General features: G+C 58.2%; 13 protein-coding genes and 1 pseudogene. 8 read left to right on the forward strand and 6 right to left on the reverse strand.

What is annotated here, in order from left to right; translation table 11 throughout:
* The first annotated feature begins 274 nt into the window (after positions 1-274).
* The gene (locus AC1ROI_RS10610) at positions 275-3,772 is read left to right on the forward strand and encodes a dermonecrotic toxin domain-containing protein (RefSeq protein WP_083375004.1); all 3,498 of its coding nucleotides are present in this window, start codon (positions 275-277) and stop codon (positions 3,770-3,772) included.
* A gap of 52 nt (positions 3,773-3,824) precedes the next feature.
* Here the strand turns inward: AC1ROI_RS10610 and AC1ROI_RS10615 are convergent, their stop codons facing one another.
* The gene (locus AC1ROI_RS10615; RefSeq protein ID WP_010463197.1) at positions 3,825-4,628 is read right to left on the reverse strand and encodes an IclR family transcriptional regulator; all 804 of its coding nucleotides are present in this window, start codon (positions 4,626-4,628) and stop codon (positions 3,825-3,827) included.
* 165 nt (positions 4,629-4,793) lie between these two features.
* On the opposite strand from AC1ROI_RS10615, the gene hmgA reads away from it, so the two are divergent.
* Genes hmgA through maiA form a run of 3 tightly spaced genes read left to right on the forward strand, consistent with a single transcriptional unit; the run spans position 4,794 to position 8,054 of the window.
* Positions 4,794-6,098 (forward strand): homogentisate 1,2-dioxygenase, encoded by a 1,305-nt coding sequence (gene hmgA, locus AC1ROI_RS10620; protein WP_102594597.1) that lies wholly within the window; start codon positions 4,794-4,796, stop codon positions 6,096-6,098.
* A 3-nt stretch (positions 6,099-6,101) separates the two neighbouring features.
* Entirely contained in the window at positions 6,102-7,406 is a 1,305-nt protein-coding gene (gene fahA, locus AC1ROI_RS10625; RefSeq protein ID WP_102594596.1) for a fumarylacetoacetase, read from the forward strand.
* Positions 7,407-7,418: 12 nt separating this feature from the next.
* Positions 7,419-8,054, forward strand: coding sequence for a maleylacetoacetate isomerase (maiA, locus tag AC1ROI_RS10630; RefSeq protein ID WP_102594595.1), 636 nt, complete (start codon positions 7,419-7,421; stop codon positions 8,052-8,054).
* A gap of 115 nt (positions 8,055-8,169) precedes the next feature.
* Here the strand turns inward: maiA and AC1ROI_RS10635 are convergent, their stop codons facing one another.
* Positions 8,170-8,973, reverse strand: coding sequence for a SirB1 family protein (locus tag AC1ROI_RS10635; RefSeq protein ID WP_010463189.1), 804 nt, complete (start codon positions 8,971-8,973; stop codon positions 8,170-8,172).
* Positions 8,974-9,156: 183 nt separating this feature from the next.
* Between AC1ROI_RS10635 and AC1ROI_RS10640 the strand changes: the two genes are divergently transcribed.
* Positions 9,157-10,176 (forward strand): Glu/Leu/Phe/Val dehydrogenase family protein, encoded by a 1,020-nt coding sequence (locus AC1ROI_RS10640; protein ID WP_010463187.1) that lies wholly within the window; start codon positions 9,157-9,159, stop codon positions 10,174-10,176.
* 175 nt (positions 10,177-10,351) lie between these two features.
* Here the strand turns inward: AC1ROI_RS10640 and AC1ROI_RS10645 are convergent.
* Positions 10,352-10,591 (reverse strand): annotated as a pseudogene (locus tag AC1ROI_RS10645) (YebG family protein); the annotation flags it as partial.
* A 355-nt stretch (positions 10,592-10,946) separates the two neighbouring features.
* Here AC1ROI_RS10645 and AC1ROI_RS10650 point away from each other — a divergent pair.
* Positions 10,947-11,447: a phosphate-starvation-inducible protein PsiE gene (locus tag AC1ROI_RS10650; protein WP_077750195.1), complete on the forward strand. Its 501-nt coding sequence runs from the start codon at positions 10,947-10,949 to the stop codon at positions 11,445-11,447.
* Here the strand turns inward: AC1ROI_RS10650 and AC1ROI_RS10655 are convergent.
* From AC1ROI_RS10655 to AC1ROI_RS10665, 3 genes are all read right to left on the reverse strand, one after another.
* Complete coding sequence (locus AC1ROI_RS10655) at positions 11,444-11,761, reverse strand: DUF3509 domain-containing protein (RefSeq protein ID WP_010463182.1); 318 nt, start codon at positions 11,759-11,761, stop codon at positions 11,444-11,446. The genes AC1ROI_RS10650 and AC1ROI_RS10655 overlap by 4 nt on opposite strands.
* A 216-nt stretch (positions 11,762-11,977) precedes the next feature.
* A complete protein-coding gene (locus AC1ROI_RS10660) occupies positions 11,978-13,279 on the reverse strand; it encodes an HAAAP family serine/threonine permease (RefSeq protein ID WP_102594594.1) in 1,302 nt (433 codons plus the stop codon).
* 62 nt (positions 13,280-13,341) lie between these two features.
* Complete coding sequence (locus AC1ROI_RS10665; RefSeq protein WP_077750196.1) at positions 13,342-14,718, reverse strand: L-serine ammonia-lyase; 1,377 nt, start codon at positions 14,716-14,718, stop codon at positions 13,342-13,344.
* A 135-nt stretch (positions 14,719-14,853) separates the two neighbouring features.
* On the opposite strand from AC1ROI_RS10665, the gene AC1ROI_RS10670 reads away from it, so the two are divergent.
* Positions 14,854-15,801: a LysR substrate-binding domain-containing protein gene (locus AC1ROI_RS10670; protein WP_010463175.1), complete on the forward strand. Its 948-nt coding sequence runs from the start codon at positions 14,854-14,856 to the stop codon at positions 15,799-15,801.
* A 213-nt stretch (positions 15,802-16,014) separates the two neighbouring features.
* The gene (locus AC1ROI_RS10675; RefSeq protein WP_010463173.1) at positions 16,015-16,422 is read left to right on the forward strand and encodes an HPF/RaiA family ribosome-associated protein; all 408 of its coding nucleotides are present in this window, start codon (positions 16,015-16,017) and stop codon (positions 16,420-16,422) included.
* Positions 16,423-16,460: the final 38 nt, after the last annotated feature.

A 16,460-nucleotide genomic window follows, 5' to 3' on the forward strand; every position in this document is an offset into this window, starting at 1 on the left:
TAAGGTCTGGTGTTTTAATGATTGATTGAAGGTTGGGGTGAGGCGGTTGTCACAGTGTAAAACTCAGCGGTGGCTGAGTGCGTCGCTTTGTTGTGAGGGGTACGGTTTCATCTATTTCGTTTTTTCTTTATGTGTCGCTTCTGTGTTTAAGTTGTTTGTACAAATGTTGAAAGATTTTTTGAGTTTTTAATAATAAGGCGATCTGTTTTAGTTTGGTCTCAAGTTAATCGGCAGCAACGTGCCGTTTTTTATGATCAAACTAACGAGATTTCTAATGCAAGACGAGCAAGCAACAAATGCAATGCTGGAACAAGTACGTGAAGCACGTAACAATTTACTCGAAGCACTCAGGAAAATTCCTTCGTTCAAGGCGGTTCTTCAGGTTGTCCTGACGACCGAATTTCAGAAGATGGATTCAGAGGGCTCTATAGCACGCCGTTTTGTAAATCTTCGTTCGGGTGCAAGTCCAACATCTGCGGAACCCACCGGCAACCTGCTAGATGTGTTTTTTGAGTGCTTAAAGCGCGGCAGGCCACCCCAATACACTGCTGATATATATGGAATGTATGAGCTGGATAAGATCGGCACAGAAACCTTCAGGCTGAAATATCTGGATGTGGCAAACGTTGGAAAAATGATCGCCGAACTGATGCAAAACCTGCCTGAGAAATGCAGTTCCGTATTAGGTGAATATTGGCGCGTATCCTCTCTGGTTGATAGTGGAAATCGTCCTTTACCGTCGCCTAAACAGGAGTTGCGCACTCTTCAGGCGCGACTTTTCTGGCGCGAACTGGACCTGGCGGCCAGCGAGAATCTGTTGTCCAAAGGCGACGTCGCGACCATCAATGGTTTAATCGGTTCGGGACTGCCAAGTACCTGCTATGCCGTCTCGGTTGAAAAACAACAGGGGGGTTTTTCGACGCTGGCATCCACCTTTGTGATTTCTCTTTCTGGCGCTGTTGCAAATGAACTGAATCCAGCAGTCAGTCAAGAGGTTGTTCTTTATTCACCATTCGGTGGATTGGAAAAATTCGGCACCGTGAGTGACCTTCATAAAACGTTGCAACAGCGGTTATCCGATGCGTCAAACCGCACCGAACTTTTGCAGGGGCTGCCGGAGGACGAGCGAGGTCTGGTATCGAGTGTTCCAGCGATTCGCTACGCGAGAATCCTTGAAGATCTGTTTGAGCATTGCAATAACGGCGTGCTGGCGAGGCAAAGTCTTGATGTCATCTATCAAGTACGAAAATTAGTGACCGTCGGCGCGCATACCGAGGCGGCGTGGGTACCGCTGGATTCTGTTCTGTCCATGGATACATTTGTACGCTCTGAAAATGCGCGAAATGTGCTCTTGATCAAGGCGATGCTGGAGAACGCTCGGCCCGAGTGGTTTAAGAAGGCCTATGTCACCAATCAGCAGCTATATGTCGGTCTGGAGAAGAACTTGCTTGAAAGCCAGATTCAGCTTCATGAGTTGACCAAGGACGTGGTGACTCTTGCAGCTTATGCCCGACAGGCGGTAGAGGCGTTTATCTCGCCGGGAACCGACGAGCGAATCGATCCTGACACGGTGTTCGTGAATATTCAGCACTCGGTCAGGATGGCGAATGGTAAACGGGTAGAACACATTGAGCGGAAAACACTGACCCAAGCGTTCATGTATGGGGCACATGATCAGGCAGGGCGCTACACGATTACGCTGGAGAAAAACCATGACCTCGCCAGACTGACGCCTGAAAACATAATGCGAGCCATTGAAACGCTGGATCTGCGTCTGGCGTACGGCCCCGCACGGCAGAGAGTGTATGGCCAGCAGAACGTCAAGGAAGCGATGCGGGAAGTGTTGGGTCGAAAGACAGCTTTGACCCTGTTCGGCGCCATCTTGCAAAAACACGTCACCTCGACTGCGCAGGATATTGTTCAGCGTTACAACTTTGGTGATCCCTCTATTGAAGCGTCTGGGATTGCGTTAAGCGCTTTCTATAACTTCAAGCCCTTGAAGGATCTCATTGTCTACCGGAGGAAAGGAGGAGACTCGAATCTCAAAACGTACGTGCTCTATGCACCGGGCTCCCCGATGAATAAAGACTGGTACGAATTCTCCGATCTGGACAGTCTGCAACGGTATATAGGGTTGTGGGCCCTTGAAGAAGAGGGACGCACCTACCTTCGAACCCAAGTGCATGTGAGTGATCGACATAACCTGGAACATGAAGTGTTCGGCAAGGAATGGCCGCGTGGTGAACCGAGGGAGAGGATTCAGGGCAGAGCATGGTGGGACCAGGTCAATCTTGTTGCCTGGGTTGAAAGTGAAATGTTAAAGGGCAGTATTCAAAGTGTCCTTGACTGGGAAGACGCGGAAGAAAAGGCCGTCACGCCCCATTGGTACCGAAACGCCCCTACGTCTGATCGCCGGCTGTTCAATCGTTTGACCACGGACTTCAAGGCCATCTATAACGCGTCAAAAGACATATTTCATATTGAGGGCCTTCAAAAGTTTTCTCGTGAATTGGTCATGAACCATTTGAATGAGTATCTGGGCCGGGCGGGCGATCGCCGAATCGATCCTGATCGAGTCATGGTGAAGTTTCATAAAGGCGCAATGACGCTGACACAGTTATTTATCAATTGGCATCTGTGGCGCAGCGATACGAATGTGTTCGAGAAAATCTTGCTGCCTGGATCGAATACGCTTAGAGACAGTATCCGGGTGTCTGAGTTCTGGTGGAAGGACACGGGCGAGCCAATGACTGAGCTGAATTCCAGTACGCTCAATCAGCTAATCGACTTGATGCCAGGCAAGCATTACAGCCATTATCTGAAATCAAACTTTCTATGGACGCCGGATATTGATCTGCGGGCAAACCTGTATCGGGAGCTCAAGAAAAACGAGATGTTCAGGGCGGCACTGACGCAAAAGCTCAATGGCACGTTGCCGTCGGCGCATTATGATTGGCTGATCGAGTCAATCAAGGGGCTGGATCGAGACACAAGGACGCCAGACGGTGTTTCACCCGGCAGTGAACCTGGCGAAGGGGTTTATGAATTCTGGCTTGAAGGTGCCCGCATAGCGGGGGGTTACGTTTTTGGTGAGGGGCATGTGAAGTTTGCCTATATCCCGAATTCGCCTGGCAAGTCCTTTATCTGGGTCGGTGATTTATCCAAGGCTATCCAGAACGATCGACTTTTGGGCGAGCATCTTCGGAGTCTGGCCGGTTTACGTGGGCAGGACAGGGTCGGCGCCTACATCAGCAAGTCCGGAGATCCGCAAGGTTCGCTGCCAGTACCGGGGTTGGGCGGAACCCATCCGGTCTACAACTTCAAGGCCGAGTACGAAAGTCTGATTAATCGAGCACTTGATGATCTGGATGTCCTGACCACCACGCCAGTCGAAGCGTTTTGGCAGGAGACCAAGATTCTTCTCGAAGTGGCATTGGATGTGATCTCGATCTTTGTCCCGCCGGTGGGATTCGCCGTCAGTGTGTTGAAGATCAGTCATTCGATCGTGCAAGGCATCATTGCATCCAGCCATGGGGATTCTGCAGGCGCCAATGCGCATTTTGCTGCCGCATGGCGTGGGGCAATCCTCATGTACCTGGGTAAGGTCGCTTCGGTAGGATCGGCGGCCTCTGCACTTGGTCTGCTGTCCACAATCAGGGATCTGACCGACGTGCTCTCGGCCGTCACGGGCGTTCCGGTTGGAATCAGTTATGTCACTGCGGTGGCTGTGCCGCACTGGACCCCCGAGAGTTCGACCCGCGTGATCGGTTGATGGTCGGGACCCACATCAAGGCGTTATCCAGAGCATAAATGATCGGAGCTGATCAGTTCCGATCTTCAGACATCGGCGGTGTCTCATACCCCATCCGCCAACTCACGGCCCGCGTCGCCGCCAGCAATCGCTGCGCCGCCGGGCCGTTTTCGTCAGCGTGAAACAGTGAGGTCGGGCCGACAATGGTCAAGACCGCCGCCACGTTCCCCACCGCGTTGAATACCGGTGCCGACAAGGCGTCCACCCCCGGCATCAATAACCCATGCACATGATGCAGGCCACGTTCGCGGATCTGTTCGCACAACTGCGCATACGCCTGATCATTCGCCAAGGCGTGGTCGGCAGTGTCTTTCAGTTCCTGATCGCGCAAGTCCACGGTTTCGCGCTTGGGTAGAAACGCGCCAAACACCAGGCCGGTGGACGAGCTGAGCAACGGCAGCACCGAACCCAATTGCGTCACCACCGTCACCGCACGCACCGCCGGTTCGATGTGCACCACGGTCGCGCCTTGATTGCCCCATACCGCCAGAAAGCAGGTTTCGTTCAGTTCATCGCGCAACTCGGCCAAGGGCAGGGCGGCGACTTTCAGCACGTCCATACTGTTGAGGGCGGCGAGGCCGACGCGCAAGGCTTCACGGCCTAGGCCGTAGTGGTTGGTTGCTGCGTTTTGTTCGGCAAAACCGCTGGCGATCAGCGCCTGCAAATAACGATGGACCTTACTCGCTGGCATCTGCACGTGTTCGGCCAGGCGCGACAATGAGGTCGAGGGCGACAACTCGGCCAGGGCCTTGAGGATGTCGGTACCGACCTCGGCCGAGCGGACTTTCTGCTTATCGTTGTTGCGCGGCGTTTCCATGGAGGCGATGTGATCCCGGGACGAATGGGCGTCTTTATAGCTTGACGGTCAATACCAATCAAATTACGTTATGCGTAATCGAATTACGATAAAAATAACCCTGGCGTGCCGAGACCTCTGCAGCAGAGCGACAGGCCATTGCCTACTCCCTGTTCAGGAGGCTCCATGAACCTCGATTCAACGGCGCCAGCGCTGGCTTATCAGTCAGGCTTCGGCAACGAATTCAGCAGCGAAGCGTTGCCCGGCGCACTGCCCGTCGGCCAGAACTCCCCGCAAAAAGCCCCTTACGGCCTCTACACTGAACTGTTCTCCGGCACCGCGTTCACCATGGCCCGCAGCGAAGCGCGACGCACCTGGATGTACCGCATCCAGCCGTCGGCCAATCACCCGGCGTTCGTCAAACTGGAGCGGCAACTGGCCGGTGGTCCGTTGGGGGAAGTGACTCCCAATCGCCTGCGCTGGAACCCGTTGGACATCCCGACCGAGCCGACCGACTTCATCGACGGGCTGGTGAGCATGGCCGCCAACTCGGGCGCGGAAAAACCCGCCGGGATCAGCATCTACAGCTACCGCGCCAACCGTTCCATGGAACGCGTGTTCTTCAATGCCGACGGTGAACTGTTGCTGGTGCCCGAGCAGGGTCGCCTGCGCATCGCCACCGAACTGGGCCTGCTGGACCTGGAGCCGCTGGAAATCGCCGTGCTGCCGCGCGGTCTGAAATTCCGCGTCGAATTGCTTGACCCGCACGCTCGCGGCTACATCGCTGAAAACCACGGCGCACCACTGCGCCTGCCGGATCTGGGGCCGATCGGCAGCAATGGTCTGGCCAACGCGCGAGACTTCCTGACCCCCGTCGCGCATTACGAAAACCTCAAGCAACCGACCACCCTGGTACAGAAATTCCTCGGCCAGTTGTGGGGCTGCGAGCTCGATCATTCACCACTGAACGTGGTCGCCTGGCACGGCAATAACGTGCCTTACAAATACGACCTGCGCCGTTTCAACACCATCGGCACGGTCAGTTTCGATCACCCGGATCCCTCGATCTTCACCGTCCTGACCTCGCCGACCAGCGTCCACGGTCTGGCCAATCTGGACTTCGTGATCTTCCCGCCACGCTGGATGGTGGCCGAGAAAACCTTCCGGCCACCGTGGTTCCACCGCAACCTGATGAACGAATTCATGGGCCTGATCAAGGGCGAGTACGACGCCAAGGCCGAAGGCTTCTTGCCCGGCGGCGCGTCGTTGCACAGTTGCATGAGTGCTCATGGCCCGGATGGCGAAACCTGCACCAAGGCAATCAACGCTGACTTGGCGCCGGCGAAAATCGACAACACCATGGCGTTCATGTTCGAGACCAGCCAGGTGCTGCGCCCGAGCCGTTTCGCCCTGGATTGCCCGCAACTGCAAACCAATTACGACGCCTGCTGGGCCTCGCTGCCCGCCACTTTCGACCCGACCCGGAGATAACCCATGACTCAGACTTCCATCACTCGTAGCTGGGTTTCTTCCGCCAACGGCCACGCTGATTTCCCACTGCAAAACCTGCCGCTGGGCGTGTTCAGCGTAAAAGGTTCGGCACCGCGCAGCGGTGTGGCCATTGGCGAACATATTTTTGATCTGGAAGCGGCACTGGACGCCGGCCTGTTCGACGGCCTGGCAAAAACCGCCGTAGAAGCCACCCGTGGCGGCCAGCTCAATGCGTTTTTCGAATTGGGCCGTGAGGCTCGCGTGGCGCTACGCGAACGTCTGCTGGACCTGTTCGCTGAAGGCAGCACCCTGCATGGCAAGATCGAAGCCCAAGGCGCAAAACTGCTGCCACTGGCGGCGAATTGCGAGATGCACCTGCCGGCGAAAATAAACGATTACACCGACTTCTACGTCGGCATCGAGCACGCACAGAACGTCGGCAAACTGTTCCGTCCCGACAACCCTTTGCTGCCGAACTACAAGTACGTACCGATTGGTTATCACGGTCGTGCCTCGACCATTCGCCCCTCCGGCACCGACGTTCGCCGCCCGAAAGGCCAGACCTTGCCGGCCGGTCAGGCCGAGCCGACCTTCGGCCCGTGCGCACGTCTGGATTACGAGCTGGAACTGGGCATCTGGATCGGCCCGGGCAACGAGATGGGCGACTCGATCGCCATTGGTGATGCGGCCGATCACATTGCCGGTTTCTGCCTGCTCAACGACTGGTCGGCGCGCGACATCCAGGCTTGGGAATACCAGCCGCTGGGGCCGTTCCTGTCAAAAAGCTTTATCACCAGCATCTCGCCGTGGGTAGTGACGGCCGAAGCGCTGGAGCCGTTCCGCCGTGCTCAGCCGGCACGTCCGGAAGGCGATCCACAGCCGTTGCCGTATCTGTTCGACAAGCGCGATCAAGCCGCAGGAGCGTTCGATATCGAGCTGGAAGTGCTGTTGCTCACCGAAGGCCTGCGCGAGCAAAAACTCCCGGCCCATCGCCTGACCCTCAGCAACACCAAACATATGTACTGGACCGTGGCGCAAATGGTCGCGCACCACAGCGTCAACGGCTGCCAGTTGCAGGCCGGTGACCTCTTTGGCTCGGGCACGTTGTCGGGGCCGGAAAGCGGTCAATTCGGCAGCTTGCTGGAAATCACCGAAGGCGGGAAAAAGCCGATCGAGCTGGCGTCGGGCGAGGTGCGCAAATTCCTCGAAGACGGCGACGAAATCATCCTGCGCGCCCGTTGCAGCCGCGACGGTTTTGCCTCCATCGGTTTCGGCGAATGCCGTGGCAAAGTGATCGCGGCGCGCTAAGAGGATCCGGTCATGGAGCTTTATACCTACTACCGTTCGACGTCGTCGTACCGGGTGCGCATCGCGTTGGCGCTCAAGGGCCTGGATTACCAGGCACTGCCGGTCAACCTGATCGCACCGCCAGGTGGCGAGCATCGGCAAGCGCCGTATCTGGCCATCAACCCACAAGGGCGCGTGCCGGCCTTGCGAACCGATGAAGGCGGCCTGTTGATCCAGTCACCGGCGATCATCGAGTACCTGGAGGAACGTTATCCACAGGTGCCGTTGCTGTCCAAAGACCTGGCCGCGCGCGCTCATGAGCGTGGTGTTGCGGCGGTAATCGGCTGCGACGTGCATCCGCTGCATAACGTCAGCGTGCTCAACAAGCTGCGGCAGTTGGGCCACGATGAACCGCAGGTGGTGGAGTGGATCGGGCACTGGATCAGCCAGGGGCTGGCGACGGTGGAACAGTTGATCGGTGATGACGGTTACTGTTTTGGCAACGAACCGGGCTTGGCGGATGTGTACCTGATCCCGCAGCTCTATGCCGCCGAACGTTTCAATATTTCGCTTGAGGCGTATCCACGGATTCGCCGAGTGGCGGCGTTGGCCGCAACCCATCCCGCCTTCATCAAGGCCCACCCGGCGAACCAGCCAGACACCCCTTAAAGCCCCACGCGCCCCCCCTGTAGGAGCGAGGCTTGCCCGCGAAGAACGATAACGAGGTCGTGCTGACAGACCGAGGCGCCCGGTTCGCGGGCAAGCCTCGCTCCTACAGGGGGCGTTAGTGGACGATTGAGTTGGGCGGCAAATGCCCCAGTCGTTCAGTCAGGCGAATCCGCTGGATCGGGTCATCACTGAGCAGCAGCGCATGCTCCAGGTCGAAACGCTCGGCGTTCGGGCAGTCCAGCCGTTGATAGAGGCTGGCCCGGGCCAGGTAATCGGCGGCGTTGGCGTTGCCCAGTGCCAGCACGCGTTCAGCGTCGATCAAGGCGCCGATGTAGTCATCGTGGGCAAGGTGCAACTGACGCAGATTGCGTGACAGCCGTTGCAGCATCTGCACAGGGTCGGCGGTCAGCATGTGCTCGGCGTTGAGTTGCATGTTCGGGCCGTACTGGCGTTGCAGCAGTTCACGGCAATCATTGGGGTACAAGCGGCGGCCACCGCAGGGGTCCAGCAGATGATCGGCGCCCGGCACCCGCAGCAGGAAATGACCGGGGAAATTGACCCCGACCAAAGGGATCTCCAGGCGCTTGGCCAACTCCAGTGCGATCAGCCCCAGGGATAACGGCTGGCCGCGCCTGAGTTCCAGCACTTTGTTGAGCAGGGCCACTTGCGGGCGCAACGGGGTGAAATCGTCCTGGGCGAACCCCAGGTCATTCATGCGCCGCAGCAGCGGCTGGGCCAGTTCGCTCACCGGCAGCATCGGCAAGCCATGGCTGACCCGCTGTTGCAGGTCTCGGAAGTCTGCCAGCACCTTCTCGGCATCCACCTCTTTGTCATGTTCGGCCGCCATCCACAGCGCGGCCTCGAACAGCGCGGGTGGTGATCGTTGCAGGCAGTCAAAAAAACGTTGGCGCGGCGTCATCGAAATCTCCGGGCAATGCCTCGTTTTAGCCCCGTCGCCGGCATTCGTCCAGTACCGCACACATGAGGTCGCAGGTTATGCCCGAAAGCCTGCAATGCAGCGCCGCTTATTCCGGTGCGCTTCTGCAAATTTTGGGCGCAAGCCTATACTGGCGACTACAAGAAGTGATTCGGGAGCCCGACGATGTTCGCTCTCATGCAAAGCACTCGCCTTGAATCGCTGCATCTGAGCGTCGACCCGGTCACCGGGTTGAAGGCGGTCATTGCCATTCATAGCAGCCGCCTGGGGCCTGCCCTGGGGGGATGTCGTTACCTTGCCTATCCCAGCGACGAGTCTGCGGTCGAGGATGCCATTCGCCTGGCGCAGGGCATGAGTTACAAAGCTGCGTTGGCCGGCCTGGCGCAGGGCGGCGGGGTGGCGGTAATTGTTCGACCGGTCCATGTGGAAAACCGCGCGGCGCTGTTCGAAGCCTTCGGCCGCTGCATCAATCAGCTCGACGGGCGCTACATCACGGCGATCGACAGCGGCACCTCGGTGGCGGACATGGATTGCATCGCCCAACAGACCCAACACGTCACCAGCACCACCTCGGCGGGCGATCCCGCGCCACACGCTGCGATGGGGGTGTTCACCGGCATCCGTGCCACCGCCATGGCCCGTCTGGGCAGCGATAACCTCGAAGGCCTGCGAGTGGCCATCCAGGGGCTGGGTAACGTCGGTTATGCCTTGGCCGAACAGCTGCATGCGGCCGGTGCCGAACTGCTGGTCAGCGACATTGATCATGGCAAGGTGCAATTGGCGATGGAGCAATTGGGCGCTCACCCGATCGCCAATGACGCGTTGCTCAGTACACCGTGCGACATTCTCGCGCCCTGCGGCCTGGGCGGTGTGCTCAACAGCCACAGCGTGACGCAACTGCGCTGCTCGGCAGTGGCCGGTTCTGCGAACAATCAGCTGACCCATCTGGAAGTCGCCGATCAACTGGAGCGGCGCGGCATTTTGTATGCGCCGGACTACGTGATCAATTCCGGCGGGCTGATCTACGTTTCGCTCAAGCATCGCGGCGAAGAGCTCACAACCATTACCGCCCACCTGTCGAAAATCGCCTCGCGGCTGACCGAAGTCTTCGCCCATGCCCAGGCGGAAAAACGCTCTCCGGCACGGGTGGCGGACGAGTTGGCGGAAAAAGTGCTGTACCGCTGAGCCATGCCTTTACTGCAGACATGAAAAAGGCCCTGAGCCATTGGACTCAGGGCCTATTCAATTCGGGCATTGTTTACTTCGGTGTCTTGGCGGCTTTGGCTGGCTTGGTCGGCGCAGCGGCTTCACCCTCTTCGACCGGTTCAACCTTTTCAACCACTTCAACCGGCGCATTCAGCAGTTCGGACAACGCGTCCGGCTGGCTCTTGAATGCCTTGGCAAATACATCGCGATTCTTCGCCATGTAGATCCCGGCTTCTTCCACTTGCTGTTCGGTCAGGGACGGAACGGCTTTCTGCAACACTTCAGCCAGCAATTCAGCCAGTTCGAGCATTTTGTCATGACGGTCAGCTTCGGCTTTATCCATGAACAAGCGCTCCAGATCTCGGCTGCTGCGGTATACCACTTCGACGGCCATTCACCACCTCACATGCCTTCACATTAGTTGTCTGTTTCGACCACTGTATTTATATACAGCGAAAAGGATAAGCGAATCCCTGCGCTTTGGGTAGTGGCTTTTTAATGTAGACCGAAATCAGCATTTGTCAGTTAAACCGTGTTGCTCCATTCGCGGGCAAGTCTCGCTCCTACAGGTTGATGTGATCTGTAGGAGCGAGGCTTGCCCGCGAAGGGCCCGACGAGACACCAAAAAAGTGCCCCGTGGCAGCCCATCGCCATCTCACCCAACAGCCCCTGGCCTTTTTTCTGCATGCAGAACAACCGTCACGTCAAAACCGCATTATCCGCTCGAACCGAGCTAAGGAAGAATCATCGTGAAAATCAACTGGGCCGAGAACCTGCGGCAGAACGTGCATCAATTGGCAGAGTCTTTGGGCAACCTGTTCGTCGAGACCTTCCATTACCTGGCGCTGTTCGCCATCGGTGCAGTGACCGCGTGGGCGGCGGTGATGGAATTTCTGGGGATGATCGAAGAAGGACACATCAAGATCGATGACATCTTGCTGCTGTTCATCTATCTGGAACTGGGGGCGATGGTCGGGATTTACTTCAAGACCAACCACATGCCGGTACGTTTCCTGATCTACGTGGCGATCACGGCGCTGACGCGGCTGCTGATCTCCAACGTCTCGCACCACAATCCGCCGGACCTGGGGATCATCTACCTGTGCGGCGGGATTCTGCTGTTGGCGTTCGCGATCCTGGTGGTGCGTTACGCTTCGTCGCAATTCCCTTCGGTGAAGATCGAGCACCCGCAACGCAAGATCGGTACGGGTTCCGGTGAGCATCCAGACGTCGAGAAGGGAGAGATTTAAAGGCCCATGGTCGGGCGAGGCCGGGCTTTGGCCAAGGGTGGCGGCAGGTTGCGATTGTCGCCATCGGTCATGGCTTCGAGGATGGCCACGGCGCTGTGGCCCTGTTCAATGGCGATGCCGAACTGAATGCTTTGCACCAGGCGCTTGAGGCGCTTGGGGTCATTGCGCTGTTCGGCGCTGATCATCCGCTTGGCAACCACATGGCCGCTGTTGGAGAGGGTCAGCATGATGCTGCCGTCCAGACCTTGAATGCTCAGGTTGATCTGATAATCCGCTGCAAAGGCATCGGTAATGAGCTGAAAAGGGTTGTCCATGATGCGTCACCGCCTGATTGAACGTGCAGTTGTTGACCGGCCATGATCGGGTTGGTTCGCGTTACCGGACCATCGGCAAGCCGCTCGCTGAGGTTTTCAAAAGTCCTTTTGCCTCGCAGGTGATGTAGCAAGGGCCATGCCGGAAAAATTGTCGAACAATGATCGCGGCCAAAAAGAGGCGGGCACCTTGGCCCGCCTTCTTTTTGCCTGCCCGTTTCAGGGCATGAACGAGTAGATGATCGCAGACAGTGCAATCAAACCGATCAACACCACGAACACGTTCGACACTTGCCCGGAGTACTGGCGCAAGGCCGGCACGCGGCGGATGGCGTACATCGGCATCAGGAACAACAGGCAAGCAATGATCGGCCCGCCGAGGGTTTCGATCATGCCGAGGATGCTCGGATTGAACGTCGCCACGGCCCAGCAACAGAGGATCATGAACAGCGCCGTGATGCGGTTCAGCCAGCTCGCCGACATCACCCGGCCACGGCCGCGCAGGCTTTTCACGATCAGGCCCTGAAAGCCTTCGCTGGCGCCGATGTAGTGGCCGAGAAAGGATTTGGTGATTGCCACCAGCGCAATCAGCGGCGCGGCATAAGCGATGACCGGGGTCTGGAAGTGGTTGGCCAGGTACGACAGGATCGAGATGTTCTGCGCCTTCGCCGCCGCCAGGTCAGCCGGGGACAGTGCCAGCACGCAGCTGAAGCAGAAGAACATCACCGTCACCACCATCATCGCGTGGGCAATGGCGAGGATGCCGCTGCTCTTGCGTTCGGCCTGTTCGCCGTACCGCTGTTTCTGGTCAACGGCGAACGCAGAAATGATCGGCGAATGGTTGAACGAGAACACCATCACCGGAATCGCCAGCCACAGGGTTTTGAAGAACAGCGGCAACGGCATGCCTTCGCTTGCGGTGGCGAAGAACGCGCCGTTCCAGTTCGGGATCAGGCTGACGCCGAGCAGCAGCAACGCCGCGACGAACGGGTAAACCAACACGCTCATGCATTTGACGATGACGCCCTGGCCGCAGCGCACGATCGCCATCAGACCAAGAATCAACACCAGCGACAGAATCGCTCGCGGTGGGGGGGCGATGTGCAACTGATGCTCCATGAAGCTGCTCAAGGTGTTGGTCAGCGCCACGCTGTACACCAGCAGAATCGGGAAGATCGCGAAGAAATACAGCAGCGTGATCAGCTTGCCTGCACCGATGCCGAAGTGTTCTTCAACGACTTCGGTGATGTCCCCGGAACGGCCGGACAGCACGAAGCGGGTCAGGCCCCGGTGAGCGAAGTAGGTCATCGGGAATGCCAGCACTGCCAGGATCAGCAGCGGCCAGAAGCCACCCACGCCGGCGTTGATCGGCAGGAACAGCGTTCCGGCACCAATCGCCGTGCCATAGAGGCCGAGCATCCAGGTGGTGTCGTGTTTGCTCCAGCCCTTGTGGGTTATTTCGCTATTGCGTGTCAGGTCTACAGCGGGGTTTTCGGCAGCAGGTGTACGTACATCGGTCATCGTTTGGCCTCGTTATTGTTCTTGCTCGGGCTCACGTGTTGCAGGCGGTCAGGGAATGCTCCTCAGCACTCCACCCAGCTCACTGCCAGGCCGCCCCGTGAAGTCTCTTTGTATTTGTCATGCATGTCGGCGCCGGTATCGCGCATGGTGCGGATCACCCGGTCCAGGGAAATGAAGTGTTTGCCGTCGCCGCGCAGGGCCATTTGCGTGGCATTGATGGCCTTCACCGCCGCGATGGCGTTGCGCTCGATGCACGGCACTTGCACCAGGCCGCCGACCGGATCGCAGGTCAGGCCGAGGTTGTGCTCCAGGCCGATTTCGGCGGCGTTTTCCAGTTGCTCGGGCGTGGCGCCGAGCACGTCGGCCAGGCCGGCGGCGGCCATGGCGCAGGCGGAACCGACTTCACCCTGGCAGCCGACTTCGGCACCGGAGATCGACGCGTTTTTCTTGCAGAGAATGCCTACGGCCGCCGCAGCCAAAAAGAAGGCGACCACGTCATCGTCCGACGCGTCCGGGTTGAATTTCATGTAGTAGTGCAACACTGCCGGAATGATCCCTGCTGCGCCGTTGGTCGGTGCCGTGACCATGCGCCCGCCCGCCGCGTTTTCTTCGTTCACGGCGAGGGCGAACAGGTTCACCCACTCCATGGCCGACAGCGTGGAGGTGATGACATTCGGTTTGCCGATTTCCAGCAGGCTGCGGTGCAGTTTCGCCGCGCGGCGCGGAACATTCAGACCACCGGGCAGGATGCCTTCGTGACGCATGCCTTGCTCGACGCACTCACGCATCACCGACCAGATGTGCAGCAAGCCCTGACGGATCTCGGCTTCGCTGCGCCAGGCCAGTTCGTTGGCCATCATCAACTCGGAAACCCGCAAGCCGTGCTGGTTGCAGAGCTTGAGCAATTCGGCGGCGCTGGAGAAATCGTAGGGCAGCACCACATCGCTGGCCGGCGCAATGCCGGACTCGGCTTCCGCCGCTTCGATGATGAAACCGCCGCCGATCGAGTAGTACGTTTGCTCCGACAGCTCACCGGTTTCGCCGAAGGCTGTCAGCGACATGGCGTTGGGGTGGTAGGGCAGACTCTCATCGAGCAGCAGGAGATCGCGTTGCCAGTTGAAGGCAATGGTCTTGTTGCCGGCCAGAGTCAGTTCGCCGGTTTCGCGCAAAGTCTGGATTCGGCTGTCGATGGTGGTCGGATCGATGCTGTCCGGCCATTCGCCCATCAGGCCCATCACGCAGGCGCGGTCGGTCGCGTGGCCGACGCCGGTGGCGGAAAGAGAGCCGTAAAGGCGGATTTCTACCCGACGGACGGCGTCGAGCAAATTCTGGTCAATCAGTGCCTGGGCGAAGGTCGCGGCGGCGCGCATCGGGCCGACGGTGTGGGAACTGGACGGACCGATGCCGACTTTGAAGAGATCGAAAACACTGATAGCCATGCTAAAGCCTATACAAGCAATGGAAGAGAAATCGCTGCCATTTTTGTAGGACAAGCGCAATGTCGGCGATACTGCCGACCTCGGTCCTACATGACCAACGAAACTTCCTAAGACAGCCTTTAGCAGGACTAAACAATGAGTCGCCAATTGCACGCCCAGACTTACGTCTGGCTGCACGTGTTTTCCTGTGCCGCGCGGCACTTGTCGTTCACCCGTTGCGCCGAAGAGCTGCACATCACGCCGGGTGCGGTCAGTCAGCAAATCCGCCAACTGGAAGAGCGGCTGGGCTTTCGCTTGTTTCACCGTCGTGCGCGCGGCGTGGAATTGAGCGCCGAGGGCCAGCGACTGGCCATCACCGTCAACGAGGCTTACGGCAGCATCGATGCGGAATTGCGACGACTGGACGCCGGAATGATCAGCGGAATTCTGCGGGTGCGTTCGATTCCATCGTTCCTGAGCAAGTGGCTGACCCCGCGCCTGCCACGCTTGCAGCAGCGCTTTCCGGACATTCAATTGCGCCTGGTGGCCGAGGACAGCAGCGTGCCGTTGCATGAAGGGGACTTCGACCTGGCGATCGACCTGAATGACGGCAGTTATCCCGGGTTGTTATCCACAACCTTGCTCGACGAGCAGATCTTCCCGGTCTGCGCCCCGAGCCTGCTACGTGGCCGACCGCCGCTGCACGGTCCGGCGGGCCTGGTGCACTTTCCGTTGCTGCACGACATCACCGCCTGGCGCGGCAGTTACGAGTACGCGGAATGGGAGTTCTACCTCAATGCCATCGGCTTCGAAGGCGCGGACGTGCGGCGCGGGCATACCTTCAACCGCAATCACCTGACCATCGAAGCGGCGATTGCCGGCATGGGCGTGGCAATTGCGCGGCGCACGTTGCTTAACGATGAACTGGAGCGGGGGACGTTGATTGTGCCGTTCGGGCTGGCGGTGCCCAATCACAAACGCTACGTGCTGCTCTATGCGCCAGGGGCGCTGAGCCATCCGGGCGTGCGTGCGGTGCATGACTGGCTGGTAGAAGAGGCGGGGATTTTCCGCAGTCTGCACCCGCTGGCGGAGCGACAGATGTGAGCAATTGTGACTGGGGAGAGAGGCGACCCAACTCCCGACCTTAACAGCGCTTTTGGTGGTTGTCCGACTTTTTTTGCGAATCCATATTTATCTTTTTTTAGGGGTTGAAATGTTCTTCGCGCAGACCGATTGTGTAAGTAAGAGGTCACGGTGATGACGCCCAAGGGCCAGCCGATGCGCCTCTCGCGAGCTAGCTGAAATAAGGGATGAACTATGCAAATCCAAGTCAACAGTGATAACCATATTCAAAGCAGCATCCGACTGGAGGAGTGGGTACGTACTACCATTGAGAGCACGCTCGAACGTTATGAAGAGGACCTGACACGCGTCGAGGTTCATCTGCGGGACGAGAATGGCGACAAGCCAGGTCCCCATGACATGCGCTGCCAACTGGAAGCGCGGCCAAAAGGCCACCAACCGATTTCTGTCACTCATAAAGCCGACACCCTGGAGCAAGCAATCGACGGTGCGGCGGAAAAACTCGAACATGCGCTTGAGCATCTGTTCGGCAAACTGCGGGGCAAACCACGTGCCGCTTTGGTGCCGTTCGAAAGACCCACTGCCGATGCGCTGCTGGAAGATGAATTTCTCGAGAACGAACAGGCTGCGCAAAACGGCTGAAGCCTGATCCACATTTAACCTTTCCGCTCTCCACCCTT

The sequence above is a fragment of the Pseudomonas sp. GW823-FHT02C02 genome (assembly GCF_058797635.1).

Bases quoted from the DNA above. Each gene is read 5' to 3' on its own strand.
- AC1ROI_RS10610 (WP_083375004.1), top strand. From the start codon at position 275: ATGCAAGACGAGCAAGCAACAAATGCAATGCTGGAACAAGTACGTGAA.
- AC1ROI_RS10615 (WP_010463197.1), bottom strand. From the start codon at position 4,628: ATGGAAACGCCGCGCAACAACGATAAGCAGAAAGTCCGCTCGGCCGAG.
- hmgA (WP_102594597.1), top strand. From the start codon at position 4,794: ATGAACCTCGATTCAACGGCGCCAGCGCTGGCTTATCAGTCAGGCTTC.
- fahA (WP_102594596.1), top strand. From the start codon at position 6,102: ATGACTCAGACTTCCATCACTCGTAGCTGGGTTTCTTCCGCCAACGGC.
- maiA (WP_102594595.1), top strand. From the start codon at position 7,419: ATGGAGCTTTATACCTACTACCGTTCGACGTCGTCGTACCGGGTGCGC.
- AC1ROI_RS10635 (WP_010463189.1), bottom strand. From the start codon at position 8,973: ATGACGCCGCGCCAACGTTTTTTTGACTGCCTGCAACGATCACCACCC.
- AC1ROI_RS10640 (WP_010463187.1), top strand. From the start codon at position 9,157: ATGTTCGCTCTCATGCAAAGCACTCGCCTTGAATCGCTGCATCTGAGC.
- AC1ROI_RS10655 (WP_010463182.1), bottom strand. From the start codon at position 11,761: ATGGACAACCCTTTTCAGCTCATTACCGATGCCTTTGCAGCGGATTAT.
- AC1ROI_RS10660 (WP_102594594.1), bottom strand. From the start codon at position 13,279: ATGACCGATGTACGTACACCTGCTGCCGAAAACCCCGCTGTAGACCTG.
- AC1ROI_RS10665 (WP_077750196.1), bottom strand. From the start codon at position 14,718: ATGGCTATCAGTGTTTTCGATCTCTTCAAAGTCGGCATCGGTCCGTCC.
- AC1ROI_RS10670 (WP_010463175.1), top strand. From the start codon at position 14,854: ATGAGTCGCCAATTGCACGCCCAGACTTACGTCTGGCTGCACGTGTTT.
- AC1ROI_RS10675 (WP_010463173.1), top strand. From the start codon at position 16,015: ATGCAAATCCAAGTCAACAGTGATAACCATATTCAAAGCAGCATCCGA.